Raw genomic sequence first — 14,067 nt, 5'->3', positions numbered from 1 at the left:
CGTGTCGTCGGCGCCCAGACGGCGGGCTCGCTGGGCGCCGACGACACGACGGCCAGCATGGTTCCCCCCATGAGCGCCAGCAGCGGACGGCCGACCGTGCCGAGCGGTGCCGCGACGGCGAGCGCGCCGATGCAAAGCCACGTGACCAGCAGTTGCCAGACGGCGACCGAGGGGCCGGAAACGAGTGGGAACAGGAAAGGCAGCGCAAGGGCCATGCTGCAAATGAGATGCGCGCTGCGCAATTCGGCAAAGCGCCGATGGCCCCCATGGAGGGGCAAAGAGGCGGACATCGCGCGCATTGTCCTTGGCTTGCAGTGCCTCTTGTTAGGTTGGCGTTGCTCGTCCGGCCTGCCTCCTTGGTGGAATAGCCGGTTCGTGCTTCTGTTTGGCACTCATTGGATGGTAATTCTGGTGAAGCTTAAACCTGCGGCGAAAAACTCATATTCCCAGTGAATATCGAATTCAATTCGATCATGTAAAAAGCCGCATGCCAGTAATCTGGCATGCGGCTTTTTTTATTGTTTCCAGCTGAAATTAGCGGCAGTTCGAAGGAGCGTACTTTGCGTTCAGCGTACCTGCTGTTGCAGGTGCTGCGGCACCTGCGGCACCGCAGGCCCAAGCGATGCTGCCATCAGGGGGAGCGTACCCGGCAGTCGTAGAGTCGGGGAGCGCGGTGGGGCTTGCTGCAGTACCAGTGTAGGGGCGGAGGACCAAAGTCTTATCGGCTTCAACTGGTGCGTCGAAGGTAATGGTAATTGCCCCAGTGGTCTTGGAAATCGCAACGCTCTTGACATTCGGAGTTGCAGACGGAGCGACCCAGCCGGCATCGTAAGGGCGCGAGCTCGCAGCGTTTTCTGCAACTGTGGTCTTGGCAGAAGAGGCCAGGGAAAGGCCTTCGGTCACCTTGGCCCGCTTCGCATAGTCTTGATACGCCGGCAGCGCCACCGCCGCCAGGATGCCGATGATCGCCACGACGATCATCAGTTCGATAAGGGTGAAGCCCTGTTGGGCGGCTCGGGCGATGCGGCGACGGTTCATGGTCTGACTCCGGTTGAAGTGGCCGGGGGAACATCCCCCGTTGCTGCTTCTTTGCAGACGGCATGCCATGCCCCTGCGCGGCCAAAACTTAACCATTAGTTCACGTTATCGCCGATTCGCTTGACACTTCTGTTTGTAAACAAGTGTGTCTGTGTGACAAAAAGGTCAGATCCCGGCGCGCTGACAGCTTTGGTCGTGCGTGGGGAGCAGGACGTCGTCGCCGGACGAGACAGACCGCACTTGGAAGGCCGCCTACCGCGGGCGGCACCTAGCGGCAAGGGTGTGCATCGGTCGTGGCCCGATGGGGTCCGGCCTCAACCGTTGCCGCTGCTGTTGCGGTCGCCACCCCCACGGCCCGGCGGCGCGGCAGGCAAGGAGGCCCCGCCCTCCTTCCCCGCCGGCACCGTCAGCATCTGCCCGGCGGCCAGCCAGTGCAGCCGCAGCGCAGGCCAGCGCAGTTGGGCGCGCACCAGGGCCTCCACCTCTGCGCGGATCTCGGCCACGGCGGCCGGCTTGGTGTGGGTGATGTAGACCGGGTAGCGGGCGGTGGGCGCCATGTGCGCCAGTTCCTCCAGCAGGGCGGGGGGCGACAGGTGCAGGCTGCGCTCGGCCAGCTGGCGCTCGCTGGTGCTGAACGCCGTCTCGATGACCAGGACGCCCACGTCCAGCTGGTTCAGCCGGCGCCAGAACGGCTTGTTGCGCTCGGTGTCGCCGCTGAAGACCCAGTGGCTGCGGCCGTCGGCGCGGCGCACGGCGAAGCCGCAGGCGGGCACGGTGTGGACGGCCGGCAGCACTTCCACCAGCTTGGGCACGCGCCGGCCGAGCGTGAGGGTCTGGCCGACGTCGAATTCCACGAAGTGGATGAGCGGCGCCTCGCTGCTGGGCAGCGCGCTGAAGTCCGGCCACACCAGGTTGTTGAAGATGTGGGCGCGCAGCACCTGCAGGGTGGCGCGCAGGCCGTGCACCCGCAGCGGCCGGCGGCGCAGGCCGGCGACGGCGTCCACCATCAGCGGCAGCGCCGCCACGTGGTCCAGGTGCGAATGGGTGAGCACCACGTCGTCGATGCGGGCCATTTCCTCCAGCGTGAGGTCGCCCACGCCGGTGCCCGCGTCGACCAGCAGGTCGTCATCGACCAGGAAGGCGGTGGTGCGCTCGCCCCGGGCGATGGCGCCAGAGCAGCCGAGCACGCGGATCTGAAGGGCGCGGGCCGGGCCGGCCTCGGGGTCGCCCATGGGGGCGCCTTGCTGCGGTGCGGACGGGCCGGCGCTCATGCCGCCCGCCCAGAGGCGCGATGGTGCGGCGCCTGTGCCGTGCTCCGGCGGCGCGGACCGGACTCGCTCGAACAAAAACTTCCCCAGGTCATTGGGGCGCCGAGTATGCCCGTTCGGCGCGCTCTCTCCAGCATGGGTTGTCATTTGTTTGCAAATTCGAGGCAAACGGGGCCGGCCAGCGACTGCAGCCCGTGAGTCGAAGACCGTTCATGGACCGACGCCAGGACGCGCGCGTCCCCTGGCCCTTCGACAAGCGTCAGGATGAACGGTTCGACGGCAGTCCAGCGCTCGCGCCGGCGCTCGGCGCCGGCGCGGAATCGGCCGCGCCCGCCCGTTCGCCCGGCTCGCACAGGGTGAAGATGCGCACGCCCTGCTCGCGGCCGCGCACCTGCACCTGGGCCAGCGGGCGCCAGGGGGCCTCCGGAGCCAGCGCGGCGGTCGCCTCGCCGGCCACCAGGGGCACGCCGTAGGTCGCACACAGGCCCTCCAGCCGCGCGGCCAGGTTCACCGCATCGCCGATGGCGGTGTAGCTGCGGCGCAGGGCCGAACCCATGTTGCCCACCACCACCGGCCCCGAATTCAGGCCGATGCCAATGTCCACCGCCGGCAGGCCCAGCCGCCGGTGCCGGGCGTTGATGGCGGGCAGTTCGGCCACGATGGCCTGGGCGGCGCGCACGGCGCGCACGGCATGGTCGGGCTGCGCCACCGGCGCGCCCCAGAAGGCCATCAGGCAGTCGCCCATGTACTTGTCCACCGTGCCACCGTGCTGGATGACCAGGTCGGTGAGCTGGGTGAACATCTCGTGCAGCAGCGCCTGCAGGTCCTGCGGCGCCATGTGTTCGGCCAGGCGGGTGAAGCCGCGCATGTCGCAGAACATGACCGTCAGCACGCGGCCCTCGGCGCGCATGCTGTAGCGGTGGGGCTCGCGCGCCATCTCGTCCACCAGCTGCGGCGGCACGTAGGCGCCGAACAGCCGCATCAGGCCGCGGCGGCGGCGGCTCTCGACGAAATAGCCCCAGACCAGGTTGAGCAGCAGCGCCGCCAGGCCCGAGAGCAACGCGGTGGCCTGCGGCAGCACCAGGCCATCGTGGCGGAACAGCAGGTCGTTGAGCAGCAGCAGGCCGCCGCCGCCCGCCAGGCCCGCGGCTAGGGCGGCCGGGGCCGACCACCAGGCGGCGCCGACGGCCATCAGCAGGCCCATGGCCAGCAGGCTCGCCACTTCGTAGCCCGGGGCATAGTCCGGCACGTGCAGCAGTCGGCGGTCCAGCAGGCCCGAGATGACGTGAGCATGGACTTCCACGCCGGGCATGGTGGCCACGAAGGGTGTGGCGCGCAGGTCCTGCAGGCCGGCCGCGCTGGCGCCGACGAGCACGATCCGGCCCTGGAGCGCACCGGCCGGCAGCTTGCCTTCGAGCACGTCCCGGGCCGAGAGGTAGGCGAAGGCCGGCGCGTCGCCGGGCGCGGGCCGGCGGTAGGGCACGACGATGCCGCTGTCGGGCCCGACCGGCACCCGCAGTTCGCCGCCCGGCCCGTCGAAGGCCAGCGCCGTCAGGCTCAGGCCCCCGCCGGGCGTTTCGGCCAGCGACGGCAGCGGCGTGCTGCTGCCGGTGGCGGCGCGCCAAGTGGCCAGGGCGAGCGACGGGTAGTAGCCGCCGCTCGCGCCCGGCCCCTCCAGCCGGGCGAGCAGCGGAACGCTGCGGATCACGCCGTCCTGGCCGGCCTCGAACACCACGTTGATGAAGCCGTCGGCCGCGCCGGCCGGGCGGCCGGGCAGGCTGGCGGTGAAGCCGTGCCAGGCGGGAACGGCGGCGGCGCCGGCCGGCAGGGCGCTGGGCGGCAAGACGGGGGCCGGCGCGGCGGCGCTGCTGGATGGCGTGGGCGCCGCGCCCGCGTTCGTGGGGCCCGCGCCGGTCACGGCGCCGCCGGCGTCGAAATGGAAGCCCAGCACCACCCGGCCCGGCGCCTGAGCCAGGGCACGGGCGAATTCGGCATCCGGGTCGATGGTGGCGGCGCGCCGCGCCAGTTCGGCATCGAAGGCCGGATCGGCCGGCCAGCGGCCCGGCCCCAGCGCCTGCAGCAGCGCGGCGCCGCCGGTGCGGTCGGCCTCGGCGAACACCATGTCGAAGGCGACGACGCTGGCCTGCTGGCGCTGGGTGAGTTCCTGCGTCAGCTGCGCCAGCCGGTCGCGGCGCCAGGGCCACTGGCCCACCGCGCGCAGGCTGGCCTCGTCCACGTCCACGATGACGATGCGCGGGTCGATGCCGCCCGGCGCATGCAGGCGCAGGCGCGCGTCCTGGATCTGGACGTCGAGCCGGCCAATGCCGGGCCAGCGCATCAGCCCGGCCGTGTGGGCCAGGCCGGCCAGGATGGGCAGCAGGGTGATGGCGATGCGCCAGCCGTGGCCGCGCAGGGTGTCGAGCAGGCGCTGGCGTCGCACCGAGGGGCGGGGCCGTTCAGGCGGCTTCGGGAGGCACCGGCGAGCGGAAGGAGGGGCCGCGGGCCTCAGCCCAGCACGAACTGCATGCGCGTGCCGCCCAGCTCCAGGATGTCGCCGTCGTGCAGCGCCACGGCGCGGGGCTGCAGCACTTCGCCGTTGAGGGTGGCGCTGCCGTCCACGGGCGCCACCACGTAGCCCTGCAGCCGGCGCGTGACGGCGGCCACCGCCATGCCGGGTTTGCCGATGGTGGTGACCACCTTGCGCAGCACGATCTCGTGCCCGGCCGCCGAGCCGGTCAGGATGCGGATGCAGGCCGTGCTGCTGCCGCCTTCCAGTGCCGCCGGCACGGTCTCGCCCACGGACAGCGGCATCGGCCGCGACTCCAGCGGGGCGGTGATGGAGCTCAGCCGCATCATGCCGCTGTCGTCCACGTCGCTCGTCTGCAGGTAGCGGATCTTGTACTTGCCGACCTCGATCACGTCGTTGTGCTCTAGCACCTGCTTGCGGATGGCCCGCGCGTTGACGTACGTGCCGTTGGTGCTGTCCAGGTCCTCGAGGTAGACGCTGTTGCCGATCTTGTGCAGCACCGCGTGCTCGCCGCTGATGGCCAGGTTGTCGATCACGATGTCGTTGTAGGGGCGCCGGCCCAGCGTGGTGCGCTCCTTGACCAGGGCCACTTCCTTGAGCACGACGCCATCGATGGCAACCACCAGTTTCGGCATGGCCGACTCCTCACTCAGTCCTTGGCGCCCGCGGGGCGCCAGCTGCGAAATCCGGCCGGTCGGGCCGGCCCTCTCTCGGATCCATCGGTCATTGTGCGCCGGTCGGGCGCGCCAGGATGACCGACACGTTGTCCTTGCCGCCGTTGTCGTTGGCCACCGTGATCAGCAGCGCCACCTTGTCGGCCAGCGGAATGTCGTGCCGCAGCAGCGACTCGAGCTGTTCGTCGGTGATCATGTCCGTCAGGCCGTCCGAGCACAGCAGGTACAGGTCGCCCTGCTGCACGGCCTCGTGCGCCAGGTCGACCTCGACCTCGGCGCCGATGCCCAGGGCGCGCGTCACCAGGTTGCGGTGCGGCGAGCCCAGGGCCTCCTCGGGCGTCATCAGGCCCGCATCGATCTGGGCCTGCAAGAAGGAATGGTCGCGCGTCAGGGCCTGCAGCCGGCCCTCGCGCAGGCGATAGCAGCGCGAATCGCCGATGTGGCCGATGACCACGCCGTGCGGCCCGAACACCGCGCTGACCAGCGTGGTGCCCATGCCGCGCAGCGCCGGGTTGACGTTGCTGGCGCTGAAGACGGCGCGGTTGGCCTGGACGATGCCCTGCTGCAGCGCCTTCATCACCGCGCGTGCACCCGTCGCAGCACCGGCCTGCGCCAGCCAGCGGCCCAGGGTCGCCTGCACCAGGGCCACGGCCATCTCGCTGGCCACCTCGCCGCCGGCATAGCCGCCCATGCCGTCGGCCAGCACCGCCAGGCCCAGGCGCGGGTCGAAGGCGATGGAGTCCTCGTTGTTGCGGCGCAGCCGGCCCGTGTCGGTCTGCGCGGCGAACTCCCAGGGCAGCCCGGCAGGGTCGGTCGAGAACGAGGCCGGGGCGGTTGCCATGGGAGGGGGGTGCAATGACTAGGCGGTCTGGCGCGCGTTGCGGCTGGCCAGGAACTTGCCGATGCCCACCACCGCCACGGCGCCCAGCGCAGCGGCGATGTAGTGCAGCGACGGATTGGCGAGCACGGTGTCGTGCAGCGACACGTCGCTGGCCATGGTCTCGCCGCCCACCCAGCCGATCAGGGCGGCGCCCAGCACGATGATGACGGGGAAGCGGTTCATCAGCTTGATCATCAGCGAACTGCCGAAGATCACCAAGGGAATGCTGATGGCCAGGCCCAGCACCAGCAGCAGCATGCTGCCGTTGGCGGCCGCGGCGACGGCGATCACGTTGTCCAGGCTCATCACCAGGTCGGCGATCAGGATGGTGCGCACGGCGCTGGCGAGCGTCAGGTGCGGCTTCTCGCCGCCTTCCTCGTTCTCGTCCTCGCCGCTGAGCAGCTGCACGCCGATCCACAGCAGCAGCAGCCCGCCGATGATCTGCAGGTAGGGCAGGGCCAGCAGTTTCACGGCCACGATGGTCAGCACGATGCGCAGCACCACGGCCGCGGCGGAGCCGATGAGCACGGCCCGCTTCTGCTGCTCGGGCGGCAGCGCACGGGCCGCCAGCGCGATCACGACGGCGTTATCGCCCGAAAGAATGATGTTGATCCAGACGATCTTGAGCAGACCGAGCCACAGATCAGGATGACTGAGAGCTTCCACGATTGAGTCTCCACGGTGTAATGAATTGAGGAAGGGCGCCCCGGTCTCCGACAACCATGGGCGCCCTCCGGCTTTTTTTATGTGGTGACGCTGACAGAAGGGCGCGGCGCCACGGCGCCGCCCCCGCTCAGATCAGCGACTTGAGGATGCGGCCCATCTCCGACGGGTTGCGCGTGACCTTGAAGCCGCACTCTTCCATGATGGCGAGCTTGGCATCGGCCGTGTCGGCGCCGCCCGAGATCAGCGCGCCGGCATGGCCCATGCGCTTGCCGGGAGGGGCGGTGACGCCGGCGATGAAGCCGACCACCGGCTTCTTCATGTTGGCCTTGCACCACTGGGCCGCTTCGGCCTCGTCCGGGCCGCCGATCTCGCCGATCATGATGACGGCGTCGGTGTCCGGATCGTCGTTGAAGGCCTGCATCACGTCGATGTGCTTCAGGCCGTTGATCGGGTCGCCGCCGATGCCCACGGCCGAGGACTGGCCGATGCCCAGCTCGGACAGCTGCGCCACGGCTTCATAGGTCAGCGTGCCGGAGCGCGAGACCACGCCGATGCGGCCCTTCTTGTGGATGTGGCCGGGCATGATGCCGATCTTGATCTCGTCGGGCGTGATCAGGCCCGGGCAGTTGGGGCCCAGCAGCAGCGTCTTCTTGCCGCCCTTGGCTTCCTTGGCCTTCATCTTGTTGCGCACTTCCAGCATGTCCTTGACCGGAATGCCTTCGGTGATGCAGATGGCCAGGTCCAGGTCGGCCTCGACGGCTTCCCAGATGGCGGCGGCCGCGCCCGCCGGCGGCACGTAGATCACCGACACGGTGGCGCCGGTCTGCGTGGCGGCTTCCTTGACCGAAGCGTAGATCGGGATGTTGAAGATCGACTCGCCGGCCTTCTTCGGGTTCACGCCGGCCACGAAGGCGTTCTTGCCGTTCGCGTATTCCTGGCACTTCTCGGTGTGGAACTGACCGGTCTTGCCCGTGATGCCCTGGGTGATGACCTTGGTGTCCTTGTTGATGTAGATCGACATGGCTGGTGATTCCTTACTTGACGGCCGCCACGACCTTCTGGGCCGCTTCTGCCATGGTGTCTGCGCTGATGATCGGCAGGCCGGACTCGGCCAGCATCTTCTTGCCCAGCTCTTCGTTCGTGCCCTTCATGCGCACGACCAGCGGCACGGACAGGTTCACGGCCTTGCAGGCGGTGATCACGCCGGTGGCGATGGTGTCGCACTTCATGATGCCGCCGAAGATGTTGACCAGGATGGCCTTCACGTTCTTGTTCTTCAGCATGATCTTGAAGGCCTCGGTGACCTTCTCGGGGGTGGCGCCGCCGCCCACGTCCAGGAAGTTGGCCGGCTCGCCGCCGAACAGCTTGATGGTGTCCATGGTGGCCATGGCCAGGCCGGCACCGTTGACCAGGCAGCCGATGTTGCCGTCCAGGCTGATGTAGGCGAGGTCGAACTTGGAAGCCTCGATTTCCGCGGGATCTTCCTCGTCGAGGTCGCGCAGGGCGACGATCTCGGGATGGCGGAACAGCGCGTTGGCGTCGAAGTTGAACTTGGCGTCCAGGGCGATGATGTTGCCCTTGCTGTCACGGTTGAGCGGGTTGATCTCGACCAGCGAGGCGTCCGTCTCCATGTAGCAGGTGTAGAGCTTCTTGCAGACGTCGATGAACTGCGCTTCGGAGTCGGCGGGCAGCTGGATGCCCTTGGCCAGTTCCTTGGCCAGCGCGTCGGTCATGCCGGTGAGCGGATCGACGAAGACCTTGACGATCTTCTCGGGCGTGCTGTGCGCCACTTCCTCGATGTCCATGCCGCCTTCGCTGGAGGCGATGAAGGCCACCTTCTGCGTGCCGCGGTCGGTCACGGCGGAGAGGTAGTACTCCTTCTGGATGTCGGCGCCGTCTTCGATGTACAGGCGGCGGACCTTCTGGCCTTCGGCGCCGGTCTGGTGCGTGACCAGCTGCATGCCCAGGATGTCGGTGGCACGGGCCTTCACGTCCTCGATCGACTTGGCCACCTTCACGCCGCCGCCCTTGCCGCGGCCACCGGCGTGGATCTGGGCCTTGACCACCCACACGGGGCCGCCCAGCTTCTGTGCGGCTTCGACCGCTTCTTGCACGGTGAACGCCGGAATGCCGCGCGGCACAGGCACGCCGAACTTGGCAAGGAGTTCCTTGCCTTGGTACTCGTGAATCTTCATGGAAAGAGTCTCTCGGAACGGAGGATGGGAGGTGCTGTTGTCCGCAGGCCACGCCAGCCGGCCGGCCGGGAGCGGCGGAGCAGCCCGCGAATGTATCATGGTGCGCCGCGTCATGGCGGCCTCGCGCCGTTGTGGCGATCACGTACTCTTCCCACTGCCCATGGGGAGAACACCCCATCGAGGATCCCGCCATGACCACAGTTTTCATCGACGGCGAGGCCGGCACCACCGGCCTTCAGATCCGCGAACGGCTCGCCGGCATGCCCGGCGTCGAGCTCGTGAGCATCGCCCCCGAACTGCGCAAGGACGCCGCCGCCAAGCGCGACCTGATGGCCGGCGTGGACCTGGTCATCCTGTGCCTGCACGACGATGCCGCGCGCGAATCGGTCGCGCTGATCGACGGGCTGAGTGGCCGCAAGCCGCGCATCATCGACGCCTCCACGGCGCACCGCGTGGCGCCGGGCTGGGTCTACGGTTTTCCCGAACTCGCCGAAGGGCATGCCGCCGCCGTCAAGGCGGCCGATCGTGTGGCCAACCCGGGCTGCTACGCCACCGGCGCCATCGCCATCGTGCGTCCGCTGGTCGATGCCGGCCTGCTGCCCAGGGACCATCCCATCGCGCTGCCCTCGGTCAGCGGCTACTCGGGCGGTGGCCGCACCATGATCGAGGCCTACGAGGCGGGCACCGCGCCGGCCTTCGAGACCTATGCGCTGGGCCTCAAGCACAAGCACATTCCCGAGATCATGGCCTGCACCGGCCTCACGGCGCGGCCGGTGTTCATTCCCTCGGTCGGCAACTTCCGCCAGGGCATGCTCGTGAACCTGCCGCTGCATCTGGATGCGCTGCCGGGCAAGCCCACGGCGGCCGACCTGCACGACGCGCTGGCGGCGCACTATGCGAAGAGCAACACGCCCGAGCAGTACGTGAAGGTGCTGCCGCCGACCGAGGACGGCAAGCTGGAGCCGCAGGCGCTCAACGACACCAACGACCTCGAGATCCGCGTCTTCCCCAACGAAGACCATCGGCACGCCGTCGTCATCGCCCGCCTCGACAACCTGGGCAAGGGTGCGAGCGGGGCGGCGGTGCAGAACATGCGGTTGATGCTGGGGGTCTGAGCCCGCGGCGCTCAGCGCTGCACGGCCAGGCCCAGCTGCCGGATGATGCCGCCCCAGGCGTCGTAGGTGGAGCGCGTGAGCGCCGCCAGCTCGCGCGGGCTGGAGGCCTCGGCCTCATACGCGCCCTGGCGGAAGAAGGCGCGCGTCTCCGGCTGCGACAGCACCTTGGCCAGCGCGGCGCTCAAGGTGTCGACCACCGCAGGCGGCATGCCGGCCGGCCCGTAGAAGCCGAGCCAGCTCGGCATGTCGACGCCGGTGATGCCCTGCTCGCCCATGGTCGGCACATCGGGCAGCAGCGGACTGCGCTTGGGCGCGGCGACCGCCAGCATGCGCACCTTGCCGGTGGCGCTGTTCTGGATCGCGTTGGGCGCGGCGTCGAAATAGAACTGCACCCGGCCCGCGAGCACGTCGCGCGCCGCATCGGCACCGCCCTTGTAGGGCACATGCACGGCGTCCAGCCCGGCCTGGCGGCAGAAGGCCTCGCCATAGATGTGAGACGAGGTGCCGGCGCCGAAGGAGGCATAGCTCACCGTGCCCGGATGGGCCCGCACATAGGCCACCAGTTCCTGCACGGTGTGCGCCGGCAGGCTGCTGTGGGCCGTCAGCACCAGCGGGCCGCGGGCGCCCAGCGAGATGGGTGTCAGGTCCTTGAAGGGGTCGTAGCGCACCTGCGCCAGCGTCTGCGGGTTCTGCGCCACCACGGACGAGGGCGCGTACATCAGCGTGTAGCCGTCGGGCGCCGCGCGGATCACCTCCTCGGTCGCGAGGATGAAGCTGGCACCGGGCCGGTTCTCGACGATCACCGGGATGCCCAGAACAGCGGGCAGCCGGTTGGCGACGAAGCGGGCCTGCGCGTCCGATGCGCCGCCGGCGGCGAGGCCCAGCACGATGCGCAGGGTGCGCCCGGGCTGGGGAAAGGACGCCGTTGCGGCCCGCACCACCGTCCAGGGCGGGAGCACCAGCGCGGTGGCCAGGCCTGTCAGGGCGCGGCGGCGGGACAAGGAAAGGCTGGGGGTCGTGCTCACGGAAGGTCCTCTTGGATTGCGTCGGATGGGCAAGGGCATGCGTGCGCTCACTGGGCCGCCTGCAGGCCGACCTGTCGCACCATCGCGCCCCATTGCTCGTAGGTGCGGCGGGTCAGTTGCGCAAAGGCCTCGGGGCTGTTGGCGCCCGCCTCGTAGCCACCGTCGCGGTAGAACTTGCGCACTTCGGGCAGCGCCAGCACTTGCGCCAGTGCCGCGTTGAGTCGCTGCACCGTGGGCGCCGCCATGCCCGCCGGGCCGTAGAAGCCCAGCCAGCTCGGCAGGTCCAGGCCGGTGAAGCCCTGCTCCGACAGCGTGGGCACGTCCGGCAGGGCCGGGATGCGCTGCTCCGCCGCCACGGCCAGGATGCGCACCTTGCCGCTGCTGGCCGCGATGACGGCCGACGAGGCCGAATCGAACATGAAGGGCACGCGGCCGGCCATTAGGTCCTTGGCGGCGTCGGAGCCGCCCTTGTAGGGCACATGGACGGAGTCGATGCCCGCCTTGCGCACGAAGGCCTCGCCGTAGATGTGCGAGGAGGTACCCGCGCCGAAGGAGGCGTAGCTCGTCTGGCCCGGCCGCGCCTTCACATAGGCGACCAGCTCGGCCACGTTGGCCACCGGCACGCCGCTGCTGATCGACAGCACCAGCGGACCGCGACCGCCCAGCGAGATGGGCGTGAAGTCCTTGAACGGGTCGTAGGGCACCTTGGCGAAGGTGTGGGGGTTCTGCGCCATGGTGGAGGAGGGCGCGTACAGCAGCGTGTGCCCGTCGGGCAGGGCGCGCGCCACCTCGCTGGCGGCCAGCATGGTGCTGGCGCCGGGGCGGTTGTCCACCAGCACCGGCGTGCCGAGCACCTCGCCCAGGTGCTTGGCCACGATGCGCGCCTGCGCATCGGTGCCGCCGCCCGCCGTGAAGCCGACCACGATGCGGATGGGTTTGCCGTCGACCGGGAAGGCGGCGCCGGCCGCCCACGCGGTGGGTGCCAGGCAGGCCAGGGCGGGCGCGGTAGCCGCGAGGGCCAACAGGCGGGCCAGCGTGCGGCGGCGCACGGCACGAGGAAGGAAGAGGCGAGGTGGCATGAAGTCTCCGGATTCCGTTTTGCACAGACTATCTTTCCGATAACCGGCATTTCATGACCGTGTTAACCCTTGATTTGGCGTCATTTGATTGACTTTATGGACATCATGTCCAAAAAATGAATCCACTTTGACCGACGCCGCCATGAAAACCATCGTCCGCTCCGACGAGCGCATCCTCAGCTCCGACATCTTCGACCGCGATGCCCGCGTAGTCCGGCCCGACCATGGCGTCTGGGACGAGCCCGGCCGCCGGGTGCCCATCTACCACCGCTGCGGCGTGCTGGTGGTGGGTGGGGGACCGTCGGGCACGGCCGCTGCAGCGGCGGCGGCGCGCGCGGGCGCCGACGTGGCCCTGCTGGAGCGCTACAACCACCTGGGCGGCCTGTCGACCGGCGGGCTGGTCATCTGGATCGACCGCATGACCGACTGGGAAGGCCAGCCGGTGATCCGCGGCTTTGCCGAGGAGTTGTTCGACCGGCTGCCGGCCGATGCCGTGGCCGGTCCGGCCCGCGAGGACTGGGGCTCCCAGGACCCGGCCAAGGCGGCCCACTGGTCGCAGCGCACCGCGGCCTACCACGGCGTCGTGACCTGGTCGCCGACGGTGGACCCGGAGCGGCTCAAGCTGCTGAGCCAGGAGATCGTGCTCGAACGCCAGGTCAAGCTCATCTACCACTCCTGGGCAGCCGTGCCCATCGTGCAGGACGGCCGGGTGCGGGGCGTGGTGTTCGAGAGCAAGGAAGGCCGCATGGCCATCATGGCCGACGTGGTGGTGGACGCCACCGGCGACGGCGACCTCTTCGCACGCGCCGGTGCCGCCTTCGTCAACGACATCGAAGAGGCCGACGTGCACCATTGCATGAACACCTCCTGGCTCTTCGGCGGCGTGGACATGAAGCGCTGGATCGACTTCAAGGCGGGCCAGCCCGAGGCCTTCTCGCAGTTCATGGCGCAGGGGCGCGAGGCCATCGGCCTGTTCGAGCGGCCCTTCGTCTCCTGGCGCGACGACATCGCGCTCTTCATGGGCCCGCGGCAGACCGGCTACTCGGCACTGGACGTGGACGACCTCACCGCGGTGGAAGTGCGCTCGCACCGCGCCATGGCCGCGCACCTGGACTTCTTCCGCGCCCATGCACCGGGCTTCGAGAATGCCTTCCTGATGCTGAGCGCGCCGCAGATCGGCGTGCGCCATGCGCGCCGGCTGGTGGGCACCGGCGCCGTGCTGCGCAGCCAGTGGCCGGACGGCGTGCCGCTGGCGGACGAGATCGGCGTGTCGCCCGCGGTCTCGCCCAAGTTCCCCAACATCTCCATCCCCTACGGCGCACTGGTGCCGCAATCGCTGGACGGGCTGCTGGCCTGCGGGCGCCACATCTCCTGCGACCGCAACTCGCACGGCTTCATGCGCGAGATCCCACAGTGCTGGATCACCGGCCAGGCCGCGGGCGTGGCGGCGGCGCTGGCCTCGCGCGGCGGCATCGCGCCGCGCGACGTGGACATCGGCGCCCTGCAGTCGGCACTGATCGCGCAGGGCGTCTACCTGCGGCCCGGCGCGTCCGGCCGCGCGGCGACCCCGGACGGCGAGACCGCCACCACGGCCTGACCA

General features: G+C 69.5%; 12 protein-coding genes and 1 pseudogene. 2 read left to right on the top strand and 11 right to left on the bottom strand.

The genetic code is table 11. The features are described 5' to 3' along the window. From NS331_RS14310 to sucC, 9 genes and pseudogenes are all read right to left on the bottom strand, one after another. Nucleotides 1-290: pseudogene (locus NS331_RS14310) on the bottom strand (hypothetical protein); the annotation flags it as partial. Nucleotides 291-534: 244 nt separating this feature from the next. Then, nucleotides 535-1,038 (bottom strand): pilin, encoded by a 504-nt coding sequence (locus NS331_RS25560; protein WP_082702487.1) that lies wholly within the window; start codon nucleotides 1,036-1,038, stop codon nucleotides 535-537. 314 nt (nucleotides 1,039-1,352) lie between these two features. Further along, the gene (locus NS331_RS14305) at nucleotides 1,353-2,270 is read right to left on the bottom strand and encodes a 3',5'-cyclic-nucleotide phosphodiesterase (protein WP_082702486.1); all 918 of its coding nucleotides are present in this window, start codon (nucleotides 2,268-2,270) and stop codon (nucleotides 1,353-1,355) included. Nucleotides 2,271-2,565: 295 nt separating this feature from the next. Further along, on the bottom strand, nucleotides 2,566-4,746 hold the full coding sequence (locus tag NS331_RS14300) for a CHASE2 domain-containing protein (protein WP_058642647.1): 2,181 nt from the start codon (nucleotides 4,744-4,746) through the stop codon (nucleotides 2,566-2,568). A 65-nt stretch (nucleotides 4,747-4,811) separates the two neighbouring features. After that, nucleotides 4,812-5,468, bottom strand: a complete 657-nt coding sequence (locus NS331_RS14295; RefSeq protein WP_058642646.1) for an FHA domain-containing protein — start codon at nucleotides 5,466-5,468, stop codon at nucleotides 4,812-4,814. A gap of 88 nt (nucleotides 5,469-5,556) precedes the next feature. Further along, nucleotides 5,557-6,348: a Stp1/IreP family PP2C-type Ser/Thr phosphatase gene (locus NS331_RS14290; protein ID WP_058642645.1), complete on the bottom strand. Its 792-nt coding sequence runs from the start codon at nucleotides 6,346-6,348 to the stop codon at nucleotides 5,557-5,559. Between the two features lie 18 nt (nucleotides 6,349-6,366). Continuing rightward, nucleotides 6,367-7,053: a TerC family protein gene (locus NS331_RS14285; protein ID WP_058642644.1), complete on the bottom strand. Its 687-nt coding sequence runs from the start codon at nucleotides 7,051-7,053 to the stop codon at nucleotides 6,367-6,369. A gap of 127 nt (nucleotides 7,054-7,180) precedes the next feature. Next, nucleotides 7,181-8,074, bottom strand: a complete 894-nt coding sequence (sucD, locus tag NS331_RS14280) for a succinate--CoA ligase subunit alpha (RefSeq protein WP_058642643.1) — start codon at nucleotides 8,072-8,074, stop codon at nucleotides 7,181-7,183. 13 nt (nucleotides 8,075-8,087) lie between these two features. Further along, the gene (gene sucC / locus NS331_RS14275; RefSeq protein WP_058642642.1) at nucleotides 8,088-9,248 is read right to left on the bottom strand and encodes an ADP-forming succinate--CoA ligase subunit beta; all 1,161 of its coding nucleotides are present in this window, start codon (nucleotides 9,246-9,248) and stop codon (nucleotides 8,088-8,090) included. Between the two features lie 191 nt (nucleotides 9,249-9,439). On the opposite strand from sucC, the gene argC reads away from it, so the two are divergent. Next, complete coding sequence (gene argC, locus NS331_RS14270; RefSeq protein ID WP_058642641.1) at nucleotides 9,440-10,363, top strand: N-acetyl-gamma-glutamyl-phosphate reductase; 924 nt, start codon at nucleotides 9,440-9,442, stop codon at nucleotides 10,361-10,363. 11 nt (nucleotides 10,364-10,374) lie between these two features. On the opposite strand, the gene NS331_RS14265 is transcribed toward argC, so the two are convergent. Continuing rightward, a complete protein-coding gene (locus tag NS331_RS14265; protein ID WP_242873752.1) occupies nucleotides 10,375-11,388 on the bottom strand; it encodes a Bug family tripartite tricarboxylate transporter substrate binding protein in 1,014 nt (337 codons plus the stop codon). Between the two features lie 47 nt (nucleotides 11,389-11,435). Further along, a complete protein-coding gene (locus NS331_RS14260) occupies nucleotides 11,436-12,467 on the bottom strand; it encodes a Bug family tripartite tricarboxylate transporter substrate binding protein (protein WP_082702484.1) in 1,032 nt (343 codons plus the stop codon). A gap of 142 nt (nucleotides 12,468-12,609) precedes the next feature. Between NS331_RS14260 and NS331_RS14255 the strand changes: the two genes are divergently transcribed. After that, nucleotides 12,610-14,064: an FAD-dependent oxidoreductase gene (locus tag NS331_RS14255; protein WP_058642652.1), complete on the top strand. Its 1,455-nt coding sequence runs from the start codon at nucleotides 12,610-12,612 to the stop codon at nucleotides 14,062-14,064. Nucleotides 14,065-14,067: the final 3 nt, after the last annotated feature.

The sequence above is a fragment of the Pseudacidovorax intermedius genome, assembly GCF_001476815.1.
GTDB lineage: Bacteria > Pseudomonadota > Gammaproteobacteria > Burkholderiales > Burkholderiaceae_C > Xenophilus > Xenophilus intermedius_A.
Note: the sequence above shows the minus strand (reverse complement) of the source record. Positions and strands in the feature narration are given on the sequence as shown.

Excerpts from the sequence above, each read along its gene's own strand:
- NS331_RS25560 (WP_082702487.1), bottom strand. The coding sequence starts at position 1,038 with ATGAACCGTCGCCGCATCGCCCGAGCCGCCCAACAGGGCTTCACCCTT.
- NS331_RS14305 (WP_082702486.1), bottom strand. The coding sequence starts at position 2,270 with ATGGGCGACCCCGAGGCCGGCCCGGCCCGCGCCCTTCAGATCCGCGTG.
- NS331_RS14295 (WP_058642646.1), bottom strand. The coding sequence starts at position 5,468 with ATGCCGAAACTGGTGGTTGCCATCGATGGCGTCGTGCTCAAGGAAGTG.
- NS331_RS14290 (WP_058642645.1), bottom strand. The coding sequence starts at position 6,348 with ATGGCAACCGCCCCGGCCTCGTTCTCGACCGACCCTGCCGGGCTGCCC.
- sucD (WP_058642643.1), bottom strand. The coding sequence starts at position 8,074 with ATGTCGATCTACATCAACAAGGACACCAAGGTCATCACCCAGGGCATC.
- sucC (WP_058642642.1), bottom strand. The coding sequence starts at position 9,248 with ATGAAGATTCACGAGTACCAAGGCAAGGAACTCCTTGCCAAGTTCGGC.
- argC (WP_058642641.1), top strand. The coding sequence starts at position 9,440 with ATGACCACAGTTTTCATCGACGGCGAGGCCGGCACCACCGGCCTTCAG.
- NS331_RS14260 (WP_082702484.1), bottom strand. The coding sequence starts at position 12,467 with ATGCCACCTCGCCTCTTCCTTCCTCGTGCCGTGCGCCGCCGCACGCTG.
- NS331_RS14255 (WP_058642652.1), top strand. The coding sequence starts at position 12,610 with ATGAAAACCATCGTCCGCTCCGACGAGCGCATCCTCAGCTCCGACATC.